The 14,208-nt window shown below is 64.2% G+C and carries 17 protein-coding genes; all 17 read left to right on the forward strand.

The window, feature by feature from the left end; all coding sequences use genetic code 11:
* Nucleotides 1–582 (forward strand): NAD(P)H-hydrate epimerase (locus VAE53_RS01575; protein ID WP_322817603.1); only part of this gene is annotated, 582 nt, incomplete at its 5' end.
* 92 nt (nucleotides 583–674) lie between these two features.
* On the forward strand, nucleotides 675–1,052 hold the full coding sequence (locus VAE53_RS01580; protein ID WP_322817604.1) for an NADH-quinone oxidoreductase subunit A: 378 nt from the start codon (nucleotides 675–677) through the stop codon (nucleotides 1,050–1,052).
* Nucleotides 1,049–1,573: an NADH-quinone oxidoreductase subunit C gene (locus tag VAE53_RS01585; protein ID WP_322817605.1), complete on the forward strand. Its 525-nt coding sequence runs from the start codon at nucleotides 1,049–1,051 to the stop codon at nucleotides 1,571–1,573. The genes VAE53_RS01580 and VAE53_RS01585 overlap by 4 nt, the downstream gene beginning before the upstream one ends.
* A 5-nt stretch (nucleotides 1,574–1,578) precedes the next feature.
* Nucleotides 1,579–2,679: an NADH-quinone oxidoreductase subunit D gene (locus VAE53_RS01590; protein WP_369294012.1), complete on the forward strand. Its 1,101-nt coding sequence runs from the start codon at nucleotides 1,579–1,581 to the stop codon at nucleotides 2,677–2,679.
* The gene (gene nuoH, locus VAE53_RS01595) at nucleotides 2,676–3,929 is read left to right on the forward strand and encodes an NADH-quinone oxidoreductase subunit NuoH (protein WP_322817607.1); all 1,254 of its coding nucleotides are present in this window, start codon (nucleotides 2,676–2,678) and stop codon (nucleotides 3,927–3,929) included. Before VAE53_RS01590 ends, nuoH begins: the two co-directional genes overlap by 4 nt.
* A complete protein-coding gene (locus tag VAE53_RS01600; RefSeq protein WP_322817608.1) occupies nucleotides 3,929–4,447 on the forward strand; it encodes an NADH-quinone oxidoreductase subunit J in 519 nt (172 codons plus the stop codon). The genes nuoH and VAE53_RS01600 overlap by 1 nt, the downstream gene beginning before the upstream one ends.
* The gene (gene nuoK / locus VAE53_RS01605; protein ID WP_322817609.1) at nucleotides 4,444–4,758 is read left to right on the forward strand and encodes an NADH-quinone oxidoreductase subunit NuoK; all 315 of its coding nucleotides are present in this window, start codon (nucleotides 4,444–4,446) and stop codon (nucleotides 4,756–4,758) included. The genes VAE53_RS01600 and nuoK overlap by 4 nt, the downstream gene beginning before the upstream one ends.
* Before the next feature lie 21 nt (nucleotides 4,759–4,779).
* Nucleotides 4,780–4,962, forward strand: a complete 183-nt coding sequence (locus VAE53_RS01610) for a hypothetical protein (protein ID WP_322817610.1) — start codon at nucleotides 4,780–4,782, stop codon at nucleotides 4,960–4,962.
* 4 nt (nucleotides 4,963–4,966) lie between these two features.
* On the forward strand, nucleotides 4,967–6,922 hold the full coding sequence (gene nuoL, locus VAE53_RS01615; protein ID WP_322817611.1) for an NADH-quinone oxidoreductase subunit L: 1,956 nt from the start codon (nucleotides 4,967–4,969) through the stop codon (nucleotides 6,920–6,922).
* 9 nt (nucleotides 6,923–6,931) lie between these two features.
* Complete coding sequence (locus tag VAE53_RS01620) at nucleotides 6,932–8,395, forward strand: NADH-quinone oxidoreductase subunit M (protein WP_322817612.1); 1,464 nt, start codon at nucleotides 6,932–6,934, stop codon at nucleotides 8,393–8,395.
* Complete coding sequence (locus VAE53_RS01625) at nucleotides 8,392–9,849, forward strand: NADH-quinone oxidoreductase subunit N (protein WP_322817613.1); 1,458 nt, start codon at nucleotides 8,392–8,394, stop codon at nucleotides 9,847–9,849. Before VAE53_RS01620 ends, VAE53_RS01625 begins: the two co-directional genes overlap by 4 nt.
* A gap of 45 nt (nucleotides 9,850–9,894) precedes the next feature.
* Nucleotides 9,895–10,332, forward strand: coding sequence for an rRNA maturation RNase YbeY (gene ybeY, locus VAE53_RS01630; protein WP_322817614.1), 438 nt, complete (start codon nucleotides 9,895–9,897; stop codon nucleotides 10,330–10,332).
* A gap of 63 nt (nucleotides 10,333–10,395) precedes the next feature.
* Nucleotides 10,396–11,895 (forward strand): DNA polymerase III subunit gamma/tau, encoded by a 1,500-nt coding sequence (gene dnaX / locus VAE53_RS01635; RefSeq protein WP_322817615.1) that lies wholly within the window; start codon nucleotides 10,396–10,398, stop codon nucleotides 11,893–11,895.
* Nucleotides 11,895–12,269 (forward strand): YbaB/EbfC family nucleoid-associated protein, encoded by a 375-nt coding sequence (locus VAE53_RS01640; RefSeq protein ID WP_322817616.1) that lies wholly within the window; start codon nucleotides 11,895–11,897, stop codon nucleotides 12,267–12,269. The genes dnaX and VAE53_RS01640 overlap by 1 nt, the downstream gene beginning before the upstream one ends.
* Before the next feature lie 10 nt (nucleotides 12,270–12,279).
* On the forward strand, nucleotides 12,280–12,888 hold the full coding sequence (gene recR, locus VAE53_RS01645; RefSeq protein WP_322817617.1) for a recombination mediator RecR: 609 nt from the start codon (nucleotides 12,280–12,282) through the stop codon (nucleotides 12,886–12,888).
* A gap of 1 nt (nucleotide 12,889) precedes the next feature.
* Nucleotides 12,890–13,654 carry a DNA repair protein RecO gene (gene recO / locus VAE53_RS01650; protein ID WP_322817618.1) on the forward strand — a complete coding sequence of 255 codons (765 nt, stop codon included), beginning with the start codon at nucleotides 12,890–12,892 and terminating at the stop codon, nucleotides 13,652–13,654.
* Nucleotides 13,655–13,754: 100 nt separating this feature from the next.
* A complete protein-coding gene (locus tag VAE53_RS01655; RefSeq protein WP_322817619.1) occupies nucleotides 13,755–14,195 on the forward strand; it encodes a zinc ribbon domain-containing protein in 441 nt (146 codons plus the stop codon).
* Nucleotides 14,196–14,208 lie beyond the last annotated feature (13 nt).

Raw genomic sequence — 14,208 nt, forward strand, 5'->3', positions numbered from 1 at the left:
GGTCAGCGGATCGTGGTCCTCGCCGGCGGTGGCAACAAGGGCGCTGCGGGCTTGGCAGCGATCCGCCACCTCGCCAACTGGGGCTGCCGCGTCGAGCCGGTCATCAGCGGCATCGAAGAAGAGGTCTCCTTCACGGCGCGGCGCCAGCTCCACATTCTCCGCCAAACGGGGCTTCTCCAGCCCGCCGACCTCGAAGCGAGTGAAGTCCGCCTCGAAGAGCAGCTCGCCGGAGCCGATCTCGTCATCGATGCGCTCGTCGGCTACGGGCTCGAAGGGCCACCAGTCGGCGTGGCCGCTGCCGTCACTCGCCTGGCGGTCGAGTCCCGCCGGCCGATCCTCGCGCTCGACATCCCGACGGGCGTCAACGCCACCACCGGGGAAGTGAGCATGCCGGCCATCCGCGCCGTCACCACGCTCATGCTCGATCTCCCGAAACGCGGCTGCCTCGACCCGCAAGCGCGCGGCATGGTCGGCGAACTCTACCTCGCCGATATCGGCATCCCGCTCAGCGTGCATCAGCGCCTGGGTATCCCCGTCGGCCAGATCTACGCCGAAGGCCCCATCGTGCGCCTGCGCCGCTGACCTTCCGACGCCGGGCGGCTTTGTCCGCCACTGGAGCCCGTGCTATAGTCTGCCCCGGTCCTTAGGGACGAATTTCACAAACGGCCCCCGACGTGCTGTACGAATACGGTCATATTGGCATCCTCGTCATCGTCGCACTGATTTTCCCGCTCGGGGCAGTGGTGACGTCGTGGGCCCTCCAGTTCGTGAAAATCCGGCCGAAATTCCGTCCGGATGCGGTCCGAGACGACATTTACGAATGTGGCCTGCGGACCGAAGGGCCGAGCCTTGTCCAGTTCAACTTCCGCTTTTACTACATCGCCCTGCTCTTCGTCCTGCTCGACGTCGAAATCATCTTCCTTTTCCCGTGGGCGCTCGTCTTCGACACGGTGGGCTGGGTCGGCTACGGGAAAGGGCTTCTCTTCATCGCCACGTTCGTCGTCGGCGGCATTTACGCATGGCGCAAACGCGCGCTGGAGTGGCGCCTGTGACCCGTGAATTGACTGGCCCGGAGGCGGCGGCACTCGTCGAGGCAGTATCGCCCGGAGCCGTCGACCGCACGACCGAAACTGCCTGCTACCTGAAGCCCGACCGTCTGGTAGAGGCCCTGCGGGCCCTCCGGGACGATCCGACTGCCAACCTTGTTCACCTCACCAACCTGTGCGGCGTGGACTACTGGGACCACTTCGAGGTGGTCTATCACATTCAGTCGTTCGAAAAGAATCACCTCGCTTGCTTCAAAGTGGAAACTTGGGACCGTGAGAAGCCGGAAGTCCCGAGCGTCACCCCAGTTTTCCATGGGGCCTGGATGCAAGAGTGCGAAGCCTATGACCTTCTGGGCATTCGCTTCGCCGGCCACCCGAATCTCTACCGCATCCTCCTCTGGGAGGGGTACCCCGGCTGGCCCCTGCGCAAAGACTTCCTCGCCATGCCAGGTGGGCTGCAGCCTGGCCTCGGAGAATTCGCTGGCGTCGCCCGGCGGCAGGAACCGCCCGTGAAGGTGATCGAATGACCGGCATCATCAAAAGCGAACCGTTCGTCATCAACATCGGGCCACAGCACCCATCCACCCATGGGGTCTTCCGCATCAAAGCCACCGTCGACGGCGAAAAGGTCATCGATGCCGAGATGGTCATGGGCTATCTCCACCGCTCGATGGAGAAGCTCGCCGAGGAGCGCACCTACACCCAGAACATCCCCTTCACCGACCGGACCGATTACCTGAGCAGCATGTCGAACAACCTCGGCTACTGCCTCGCGGTCGAAAAGCTCGCCGGCATCGAAGTCCCACCCCGCGGCAACGCCATCCGCGTCATCATGGCCGAACTCCAACGCCTCGCCAGCCACTGCATGGCTGTAGGCGCCTTCGCGAACGATACGGGCGCCTGGCAAACGCCCGTCATGTGGGCTTTCCGTGAGCGGGAAAAGATCCTGGATATCTTCGAAGTCACCTCTGGTGCCCGGCTGACCTGCAACTATATGCGCATCGGCGGCGTCGCCTTCGATCTCCGTCCCGAATTCGAGCCAATGGTCCGCCGCATCTTGCGCGAATTCCCTCCGTTCATCGACGAAATGGAAGGCCTTCTCTCTGGGAACGAAATATTCATTGCACGAACCCGTGGCGTCGGCGTCCTCAGCCCGGAGATGGCGACCAACGCTTCCCTTTCCGGACCGATGCTTCGCGGCAGCGGCATTGCCTGGGATATCCGCAAAGCCGACCCGTACTGCGGCTACGAGCAATACGACTTCGATATCCCCATCGGCTACAACGGCGACAGCTACGACCGGTTCATCGTGCGGCTCGAAGAGATGCGCCAAAGCCTGAAGATCATCGAGCAGGCACTCGATGGGCTCCCGGGCGGCCCCTTCCGGACCGAGGTACCGCTCGCGCTGCGCCCACCGAAGGGCGAGGCGTACGCACGCATCGAAAGTCCCCGCGGCGAGCTCGGATACTACCTCGTTTCCGATGAGGGCCCGTCTCCCTACCGCTTCCACATCCGGCCGCCATCGTTCATCAACCTGTCCGCGCTCAAGGAGATGACCGTAGGTGGAACCGTTGCCGACGCCATCGTCGTGCTCGGCTCCATCGACATCGTCGTGGGGGAGATCGACCGGTGACGCCCTTCCTCGTGTCCGACAAGTGGTACGACCTCCGCGATCTCGGGAATCTTTCGAGCGCGATCCTCGAAGCGGCGGACCGAGTGTTGCCTTTCGGGGTGGTCTACGTCCTCGCTGCGCTCATCGGCTTCGTTGCGAGTTTCCTCCTCTTCGTCCTGCCCTCGCAGCTCATCGTCGGCGTCTACGGCGAGCGGCGAATCATCGGTCGGATGCAGTCTCGGCTCGGGCCCAACCGCGTCGGCCCTTTCGGCCTCCTCCAGCCGATCGCCGATGCCATCAAGCTTATCCAGAAAGAAGCCCTCACGCCGACCCAGGCCGACCGGGCCGTCATGTACATCGCGCCCATCGTGTTCGTGATGCCTGCCGTTCTGCTCTGGGCCGTCATCCCGTTCGGCGAGCGTATGGTCATTGCCGACATTCCCGTGGGTCTGATGTATTTCCTCGCCGTCTCCGCCCTCCCCGTCATCGCGACGTTCATGGCGGGCTGGAGTTCCAACAACAAGTACAGCCTCTTCGGGGCCATGCGCATCGTGGCGATGGCCATTAGCTACGAGTCGCCGCTCGTCCTCGCCCTCCTCGGCGCTGTCGTCATGGCCGGTACGATCAGCCTCTCGGGCATGGTGGGCTGGGCCGACCAGTTCGATATCTGGATGGTGTTCGTCCAGCCGCTCGCTTTCGTCATCTACTTCATCTGCGTCAGCGCCGAGCTCAACCGAACGCCTGTCGACATCGCCGAGGCAGAGTCCGAGATTGTCGCTGGCTACCTCACGGAATACTCGGGGATGAAGTGGGGCCTCTTTTACGGTATGGACATCGGCTATGCGCTCGCAGCCTCGGGGTTCGCAGTGACCGTATTCCTTGGCGGATGGACGTTCTTTGGGCTCGAGCAGTGGGTGCCCGGCTGGCTCATCTTCATCGCCAAGACCCACCTCTTCTACTTCCTGTTCATCTGGACCCGCGGAACGTTACCCCGCCTACGTGCTGACCAGCTGATGGCCTTTGCGTGGAAGTTCCTCCTCCCGCTGGGGGTCTTCAACCTCCTGGTCGTGACCACCGAGCGCATGCTCTGGTCGGAGCAGGATTACGCAAAGGGGCTCATTTACATCTTTGCGCTCGTCAATATCGTGCTGTCGGTCGTGCTGGTCTACGCCTGGGCACGCTTCAACGGCTATCGCCCTGAGCGCACCCCCACTCGACCGCGCCTCGTCAAACAGGCTGGCGGTTACATCCCGGTCGGAGAGTGGCCCTGATGGAAGGCGTCGGCCCGTCGATCGCATTCTGGGCTTTGTCTGCTCTCACGTTGGTCGCCGCCGGCGGCGTGATGGTTTCGCGCAACCTGCTCCATGCCGTGCTTTTCCTCATCCTCACATTCATCGGTGTGGCCGGCTTCTTCGTCCTGCTCTCTGCCGACTTCATCGCGATGGCGCAGGTCATCATCTACGTCGGTGCGATCGCGGTGCTCGTTCTGTTCGCCGTGTTGCTCACGCCCCGTGCAGGCCGCGACAACGGCGAGACGCGCTGGGCCCTCCCCGGAATCCTCCTCGCGGTCTGCCTTGCTGCTATCTTCCTGTTCGTCGTTCACGACACTGCCTGGGAGACTGCAGATACCGCCCCGGCCGGACTCGATGCCAGCGCGCTGGGCACCGCCTTGCTGACGACGTGGGTCGTGCCGTTCGAAATCGCGAGCGTCCTCCTCACGGCGGCGCTGATTGGCGCCGTGATGCTCACCCGAAGCCCTGAAGAAGAAGCGGAGGATGCTCTCGCATGACGCCAGATATCGAACACTTTCTCACCGTCGGCGCGCTGCTCTTCTGTCTCGGCCTCGCCATCGCCCTCTCCAAGCGGAACGCCATCGGCGTCCTCATGGGCGTGGAGCTCATGCTCAATGCCGTCAACCTCACGCTCATCACCTTCTCCCGGTTCGGCAGCGGGCCCAACCCCGTGGCCGGGCACACGTTCGTTGTCTTCGTCCTCACGGTCGCGGCAGCCGAAGCGGCCGTCGCGCTGGCCCTCGCCGTCGCCGTCTATCGCAACCGCGAGACGATCGACGTGGACCGACTCAATCTCCTCAGGTCGTGAAGCTGCATGTGGGTTGAATTCATGACGGTCCGCAACGCCTACGTCGCCCAGACATGGGCCGAACTGTTCGCCGCCGAGGCGCTTTCGGTGCGGGTGGTGCCACCGATCGGCTACGGCGAAAAGGTTTCCATGCTCGACGAGCGCACCCTCTACGTGCCGAGCGGAAAAGCACACGTCGCCCGTGAAATCCTGAGGAAGATTTAGCCAAATGTGGTTCCTCGCCGCTGAGCCATCTGCCGCCGGTACCCCGACGATCGACCAGGCTGTCCTTTGGGCGATTCTCGTTTGTCCGCTCGTCGCCTGGGGGCTCATCGCGCTGTATCTGCGCAAGCTGCCGGCGCTTGCCGGGTACGCTGCCATCCTCGGCATCGGTGCTGCCATGGTGCTTAGCTACGTCACCCTCCTTAACGTCATCGATGCAGAGGGCGGCGTCGCCCAATACACCCACCGGTGGTTCACGGCAGGCGACCTCGCGGTCCCTATCGGCGTCCGAGTCGATGGTCTCACGGCGGTCATGCTCGTGGTCGTGACAACGGTCGCGTTCTTGGTCCAGGTGTACTCGATTGGCTACATGAAGGGCGACCCCGGTTACGGCCGTTACTTCGCCCATATGTGCCTGTTCACCACCTCGATGCTCGGCCTCGTGCTCGCCGACAACCTCTTCCAGATGTTCATCTTCTGGGAGCTCGTTGGGCTTTGCTCCTATCTGCTCATCGGCTTCTGGTTCCACAAGCCGAGCGCTGCTGCAGCGGCCAAGAAGGCGTTCATCGTGACCCGCATCGGCGACCTCGGGCTCCTCGCTGCGTTGCTCCTAGTCTGGACCCGTGCCGGAACATTCGACGTGGCTAGCATCCAGGAGTGGGCCGCCAGTGGCGAGGTCAAGAGCACCATCGTCACGTTATTTGCGCTCGGGATCTTCGCAGGCGCTGCGGGCAAATCCGCCCAGTTCCCCCTCCACGTGTGGTTGCCGGATGCGATGGAGGGCCCGACCCCGGTTTCAGCGCTCATCCATGCAGCTACCATGGTCGCGGCCGGCGTCTACCTCGTTGCGCGCTTCTTCCCGGTCTTCGAAGCATCGAGCGACGCTGCTCAGGTGGTCGCGTGGATTGGCGCTATTACCGCCATTCTCGCCGCATCCATCGCCCTCGTGCAGACCGACCTCAAGCGCGTGCTCGCCTACTCCACGATTTCCCAGCTCGGATACATGATGCTGGCGTTGGGTGCCCTCGGCTACGTCGCCGCCATCTTCCACCTCTTCACCCATGCCTTCTTCAAAGCGCTCCTATTCCTCGGGAGCGGCTCCGTCAATCACGCGACAAACACGTTCGACATGCGGAAGATGGGGGGCCTCCGGCGGCACATGCCGGTGACGTACTGGACCTTCGTGATCGGCTCGCTCAGCCTCGCAGGCATCTTTCCGCTCGCTGGCTTCTGGTCGAAGGATGAAATCCTCCTCGATGCCTGGCGCCACGACCGCGCCCTTTGGGTAATCGGCGCAACCGTCGCCTTCATGACCGCCTTCTACATGTTCCGGGCCATCTTCCTCACCTTTCACGGGACCTACCGTGGTGGCGAACCGGTCGACCACCACGACCCGGACAACCATTTCCATGGTGACCCAGCCCACCCGCACGAATCGCCCTGGTCGATGAAGGCGCCTCTCCTTGTCCTCGCGGTGCCATCCATTGCCGCGGGCTGGTTCGCCTACGACCACATGTTCAAGGACTTCATCGAAGCTGCCCTCCCCGAGGCAGGCCACCACGGCAGCACGTTCGAGTGGGGCATCGCCATCTCGTCGACCGTCATCGCACTGGCAGGGATCGCCACGGCCTACGCCATCTACATCCGCCGCTGGGTCGAGTCCGCCTCCATCCGAGCGACCTTCGCACCCTTCGCCATCGTTTTCGAGCGGAAATACTTCCTCGATGACCTGTACGAGACCCTCTTCGTACAGAAGATCTTTTACCGGGGCTGGTGCCGCCTCCTCGAAGCCATCGACCGCAACCTTGTCGATGGGGCCGTGAACGGCGTCGGGAGGATTGCGCGCACCACGAGCGACAGGCTCCGCGCGGTCCAAGTCGGCGAAGTGCAGTCCTATGGGCTCGGCGTCGCCGCCGGTGTCATCGTCATCTTCCTCGCCGTCGTCATGGCGAATCCCCTCTAGGAGGTCGTGGTGGAACTGAGCATTCTCATCTTCCTGCCCGCCATCGCGGCCGCCGTCGTCCTTCTCCTCCCGCAGCGACTCGAACAACAGGCGAAGTGGGTCGCCCTTGTTGCGGCGGCCGCGATGTTCGCCCTCTCGGTCCAAATGTTCTTCGCATTCGACCCAGCCAAGCCCGGCTACCAATTCGTCGAACGCCACGAGTGGGTGGACATCGGCGCCTTCAACCTGCAGTACTTCCTCGGAGTCGATGGCCTCAGCTTGCCGCTCGTCGTACTGACCACTTGTTTGACGCTCGCCTCGGTGCTCGTCTCGTTCAGCGTGACCCACCGGCCGCGCGCATATTTCGCTTGCCTGCTCGTCCTCGCCAGCTCCGTCGTCGGCGTCTTCGCCTCGCTCGACCTGATGCTCTTCTTCCTCTTCTGGGAGCTGGAGCTCTTCCCGATGTACTTGCTGATCGCGATTTGGGGTTCCGGCCGTCGGGAGTACTCTGCCACAAAGTTCGTGCTGTACACGATCGCCGGTTCGGCCTTCATGCTCATTGGCATCCTCGTCCTCGCCTTCGATGCCAAGACGTTCGACATCGAGCAGCTGGCCAGGGCCGATTTCCAAGACACGCTCCTTCCGCTTGGCTGGGTGTTCTTGCTTCTCTTCGTCGGGTTCGCGGTCAAGCTACCCATCGTGCCGCTCCACACCTGGCTGCCCGATGCCCATAGCGATGCCCCGACGGCCGTGTCGGTGATGCTCGCCGGTGTCCTTCTCAAGATGGGTGGCTACGGCATCATCCGCCTCTGCGTGACGCTCATGCCCGAGGTCGCCCAAGATTGGGACGCCTGGATGGCTGGAATCGGCGCCTTCAGCGTCCTCTACGGCGGCTTCATCACCCTCCGCCAGACCGATGTGAAGCGGCTCATCGCCTACTCCTCCGTTTCACACATGGGCCTCGTCCTCCTCGGCATCGGCGCGCTCGGCTCGACGGGGTTGACTGGCGCTGCCTACCAGATGCTCGCCCACGGGCTGATCACCGGCTTGATGTTCGTGATGATCGGCCTGATGTACGAACGGACGCATACGCGCGACATCGCCCGGCTCGGCGGCCTCGCCCGGCAGATGCCCTTGATCGCTACCGGAATGGTCTTCGCCGGGATGGCATCCCTCGGACTGCCGGCACTGGCTGGGTTCGTCGCGGAGGTGACCGTCTTCCTCGGCGCATTCCAACGCTTCGAGTGGGCGGTCCTCGCCGCGATCGTCGGCGTCGTCCTCTCGGCTGGCTACATCCTCTGGATGCTCCAGCGTGTCATGTTCGGGCCAGTGCGACACGAATGGGACGAACTGACCGATCAGCGTCACTGGTGGGAACATGCCGTCGTCGGCGGGCTCGCTGCACTTGTCGTTCTTCTCGGCGTCTACCCGACGCTCATCATGGACGTCATCAGCCCCGCAATGACCACCCTGGCGGAGAGGTTGCAGGCATGAACGGGATTGACGTCCTCGGTCCGCAGATTAGCGTCCTCCTCGCCGCTGGTGTGGTCATCATCGCTGACGCACTCTTCCCGGCTCAGCGACGTGTATTGCCCTTCCTTGCGCTCGCCGGACTTCTCGTCGCTGCCCTTTGGACGACCTCCTGGGTCGGCCGCGGCGATTACCAGACCGTCTTCCACGGGACGATCGCGCTCGACCGGTATGCCGTCTTCTTCCAATACGTGTTCGCAGGCGTGACCGCGACCGTCGTGCTCGCATCTATCGACTGGGTCAGTCGGGAAGGCCGGCGCCAGGGCGAGTACTACGCCCTCCTCCTCACCGTCTGTGCTGGGCTCATGTTCCTCGCCGGAGCACGGGACCTCATCACGATCTTTATCGCCCTCGAACTTTCGTCCATTCCCCAATACATCCTCGCCGGCTGGGGCAAGGACACCCGCTCGAGCGAAGCCGGCCTGAAATACCTCCTCCTCGGAGCGGTTGCGTCGTCGCTCCTCCTCTACGGGATGGCCCTGCTCTACGGCGTCACCGGGACGACGATCCTTTCCGAGATCGCGGCCGTCATCGAGAGGAATGGCGAGTCGTACCGCGGGCTCCTCATCGTCGCTATGACGCTCCTCATCGCGGGGTTCGGCTTCAAGATGGCGGTGGTTCCCTTCCAGATGTGGGTCCCGGACGTCTACCAAGGGGCTCCCACACCCGTGGCGGCGTTCCTCTCGGTCGGTTCCAAGGCGGCGGCGTTCGCGGTTGCCATCCGCGTGTTCTTCGAGGCCCTGGGCGCTGACTTCCTCAGCAACGACTGGTCGATGATCTTCGCGGTGATCGCTGCCGTCTCCATGACGCTCGGCAACCTCATGGCCATCGTTCAGTCCGATATCAAGCGGATGCTCGGGTACTCGTCGATCGCTCAGGCCGGCAACTTCCTCGTCGGGCTGGCGGCCATCTCCGTCGCCGGAGAGGAGTTCACGCTCGGGGCGAGTGGCATCCTGCTCTTCGTGGCTGCCTACGCGTTCACGAACCTCGGTGCGTTCGTCGCCGTGATTGCCATTTCGCAGAAAATTCAATCCGACCGCATCGCCGACTACGCCGGCATGTGGAAGGTCTCGCCGTTCCTCGCCCTCGGGCTGGCATTCTGCCTCGTCTCGCTCACCGGCATTCCGCCCACGGTCGGCTTCTGGGCCAAGCTCTACATCTTCAATGCGGCCGTCCGGGCCGACCTCGTCTGGCTCGTCGTCATCGGGGTCCTCAACAGCGTCATCTCCGCCTACTACTACCTCGGAGTGGTGCGAGTGATGTTCCTCGGCGAGCCGGGCACGGAACAGCGATTCCGAGCCTCCCCATCGATCGCTGTCGCCCTGACAGCCACCGCGGCAGGCGTGCTCGTTTTCGGCATCGTCCCGGCACCGCTCATGAGCGCTGCCCGCGACGCCGTCGAAATCTTCGCCCGCTGAACAGTGGAACGGCAGTCCTCCTACGATATTTCGCTCGAGACGGAAGTGGACTCCGCCGGCATCGACCTCGCTGCGCTCGCGGCCCTCGCGGAGCGCGTCCTGGCAGGTGAGGGTGTCGAACCTGGTGCGGGCCTCGCCATCGTCATTACCGACGATGATGCCGTTCGAAAGTTGAACGCCGAGTTTCTCGGCATCGATGAACCGACCGATGTCCTATCCTTCCCCAACGAACCGGACGACAGTTTCGTCGCGCCGCCCGGCGCAGCGCCCCATCTCGGCGACATCGCAATCTCCCTCGACACGGCGCGCCGCCAGGCCGATTCAGTCGGCCACCCGTTGCACAACGAGCTCGCCCATCTCCTCGTTCACGGCATCCTCCACCTCTGCGGCTACGACCACGTCGACAGTCCGGAAGATGAGGCGGCGATGCGTGCGCGCGAAGAACACTACCTCGGCGATCTCCGCCATCTCCACGGGCACTGACTTGCGAATGCCCGGCTGACACACCTGTTCTATACTCAGGGTACCCCGCGCGCAGGAACGCACGTGCTCTACGGAAAGTGGCGGCCCAAGGGATTCGCCGAAGTCGTCGGACAAGACCACATCGTACGGACGCTCAAGAACGCCCTCGCTACCGGGCAGGTCGCCCACGCCTATCTCTTCGCAGGGCCTCGTGGCACCGGTAAGACAACGACTGCCCGAATCCTGGCTCGCGCCGTCAACTGCCGGCAACCGGTCGAGGGCGAGCCATGCAACCAGTGCGACCCGTGCCGTGCCATCCTCTCCGGCTCGGCGCTCGACCTCATCGAAATGGATGCCGCCAGCAACCGCGGAATCGAAGACGTCCGGGAGCTGCGCGAACGCATCGCCTACGCCCCATCCGACCTTGCGCGAAAGGTCTACCTCCTCGACGAAGTCCATATGTTGACTGAGGGCGCTTTCAACGCCCTCCTCAAGACCCTCGAAGAGCCGCCGCCCCACGCCATCTTCATCCTCGCGACGACCGATCTCCACAAAGTCCCGGCGACCATCATTTCCCGTTGCCAGCGGTACGACTTCCACCGCGTGCCGAACGATGCCATCGTGGAGCGACTCGCCTTCATCTGCCAGCAGGAAGGCGTCACCGTCCCGCGCGAGGGCCTGGCCGCCATCGCCATCCAGTCCCGCGGTGGGCTCCGCGACGCCATCACGATGCTCGAGCAGGTCATCGCCCGATACGGCTCCGCACCGACGGTCGAGGACATCCGCGCAGCACTCGGACAGGTCCATGATCAGCGGACCGGCGGTCTGGTGCGGGCGCTCCTCGAATCCGACCTCGCAGCTGCACTCGATATCGCCCGCTCGGTCGCCGACGATGGGCTCGATATCGCGCGGTTCACCCGTGGCGTCATCGACGAGGTTCGCCGCGTTCTCGCGGCGGTACTCAGGGATGGCGCGACGGCCGATGACGAACTCGTCGCCCTCGCGAAAGGGCGCTCAGACTCCGTGCCGCTCTTGGCCGCCGCGCTCACCGAGCTCGCCCGTGCCGACTTCCGCCTCGATCCGGCGAGTCCGGTGCCACTCGAAGTTGCCTGCGCTGCCGTCGCACTCGGGCCATCGCCATCGTTCTCCATTGCGCCGGAAAGGGCCCTAGCCGCCGCGCCCGCTCCACGTCCGAACACTCCGCAGCGGCCATCGGCGACCCAACCCGCGGCCTCCGGCTCTGGCTCGCTCAGCCGCGAAGAACGGTTCGCTCGTGACCTCTACGAACACTGCAAGATGGTCAACCCATCCCATGCAATGTGGCTCAACGGTTCGTTCGAGGTTCTGCAGATGGACGGAGACGAACTCGTCCTCGGGTTCCAGCGAAAGATGCCGCTCGAGAAGGTCGATACCGTCTGTCGCGCCATGGTCGAAGAGCAGGCTGCCGCCATCCTCGGTCGGCAGGTGCGCCTCTCCGTGAAGCTCATCGAAGCCTCCGATCAACCGCGCCGCGAGCCCCGGCGCGGTCATCTCGCAAAAGCAGCCGAAGCAATGGGCGGTCGACCCATCGGAAAGGATGTGTGATGGCGAAGGGAAGCGGGAACAACCGATATCTCCGACGCGCCGGCGGCGGCCTCCCGGGTCGCAGCTCGATCGGCGGTGGCAACGCGAATGCCCTCGCTCAGGCCCAGGAACTACTGGCGAAGGCCCAAGCCGAGCTCGCTGCCGCAACCGTCGAAGGGTCCTCCGGGGGGGGTGCGGTGCGCGTCACCATGTCCGGCGAGCAGAAAATCCTCGCCATCGCCCTCGAACCCGAAGTCGTCGACCCCAACGATGTCGAGATGCTGCAGGATCTCATTATGGCGGCCATCGCTGATGCCACCCAGAAAGCAGCCGAACTGCAGCAGAAGTCGTTCGGGGCCATCACCGGCGGGCTCGGTCTGCCTGGCCTCGGCTGATTCCCTCACGATGCCCGAGTCACTCGCCACCCCGGAGCCGATTCAGCGCCTCATCGAGGCGCTCCATCGCTTGCCCGGCATCGGCCCGAAGTCCGCCCAGCGCCTCGCATACCACCTCGTCCGGACTTCCCCGCACGAAGCCGAAACCCTGGCTCGTGCCGTACTCGAGGCCCGCGAGCGCATCCGCTACTGCTCCACCTGCGTGAACCTCACCGAACGCGACCCATGCGCGGTGTGCGCTGACCCGCGACGCGACCACGCGACGATCTGCGTCGTCGAGCAGCCGCTCGACGTGCTCGCGATCGAACGCGCGGGCATCTATCGCGGCGTCTACCACGTCCTCCATGGCATCCTCAACCCTATGGAGGGTGTTGGCCCGGAACACCTCCACATCGAATCGCTCGTCGCTCGCGTCTCCGCTGGTGACGTTCGGGAAGTCATCATGGCAACGAACCCGAGCCTCGAGGGCGAAGCGACGGTGATGTACATCCAGCGTGTCGTCGCGCCTTCGGGCGTCAAAGTGACGAGGCTCGCCCGCGGATTGCCATCTGGCGCCGACCTCGAATACGCCGACACGATGACGCTCGCTCGCGCCCTCGAGGGACGGCAGGAGCTTTGACGTGGCCGGCAGGCCGCCCCGGACTATCGCAACCGAAGCCATCGTTCTCCGGCGACGGCCAGCCGGCGAAGCCGATGCCATCCTCGTTCTTCTCACCCCGGAGGAGGGCCGCGTCGACGCCGTGGTCCGCGGCGTCCGTCGCTCCCAGGCGAAGCTTCGCGGTCATGTCGAGCCCGTTACCCGGTCGCGCCTCCTGCTCGCCCGTGGCCGCTCGATGGAGGTAGTCGCCCAGGCGCAGACCGTCGACGCCTACCTTGCGATCAAAGCGGATCTCGAAGCCCTCGCGGCGGCCTTCTATCTCTGTGAGCTCGTCGAACAAGTCGCTGTCGCCCAGACTCCCCAGCGCGAGCTCTACTCGCTCCTGATAGAAGCCCTAGCCGCGCTGGACGCCGGAATGGCTCCTGACTCGGTCGCCCGTTACTTCGAGCTTCACCTCCTCGCCATCTCCGGGCACGAGCTTCAAGTCGCGGCTTGTGCCTCGTGCGGTGTCGACCTTCCCGAAGCCGATGCGTTGTTCAGCGCGGCAGAGGGCGGCATCCTCTGCGCCCAATGCCGCGCGAACGTCGCCGGCCGCCTGCTTTCCGTTCGCGCGCAAAAGGTGCTTCGCTTCGCCCGTCGCGCCGGGCTCGAGGCGTTCTGCTCGCTCCGCATTCCGTCCGAGACCGGCCACGAGATTCGGACGGCACTTCGCGAAGCCATTCACTCGGTTGTGGACACCGAACCGCGTTCCGTTCGTTTTCTCGACCGGCTCACCCCAGGCGGGTGAACCGGATGCGCTTCCCGCGCCGTACCGTCGGTGCGTGTACAATGCGGGCTACGCCGGATGGGCCCGGCCTGCCAAATCCCGGTCCTCCAGGAGGGGAGAGATGCCCCTTTACGAATACTATTGCGAGCCTTGCAACGGAATTTTCGAAGAGCTGCGCCCCATGCGCGAAGCCAGCGAGCCGGTTCCCTGCCCCGTTTGCTACAAGGACGCCAAGCGCATCATGCCGACCTCGTTCGCCGCCTTCACCTTCCGCGACGGTTACCCCCGCCGCATCCCGGACGATGGCAAATTCTGGCACCTCGGCCAAAAGGTCTCCCGGCTCGTCACCAGCGCCCGCCCCAACGAGCACCCTGAAGTGAACAAGCCCGAACCGAAAAAGCGGAAGACCAAGGGCGAAAAGCAGGAGCTCCGTGACATGAAGGAACTCGCGGCGAAGCGGGAGCTGGTCGATCTCTACGGCAACGAAATCAAGCCGGAAGAAGTGCCGGAAGTTGTCGAACAGGGCCGCATCGTTCGGAAGGGCACGCCCCGCGGACTCTAGCCGCCCCGGCGGC

It is taken from the genome of Tepidiforma sp., assembly GCF_034432735.1.
Taxonomy (GTDB): Bacteria; Chloroflexota; Dehalococcoidia; order Tepidiformales; family Tepidiformaceae; genus Tepidiforma.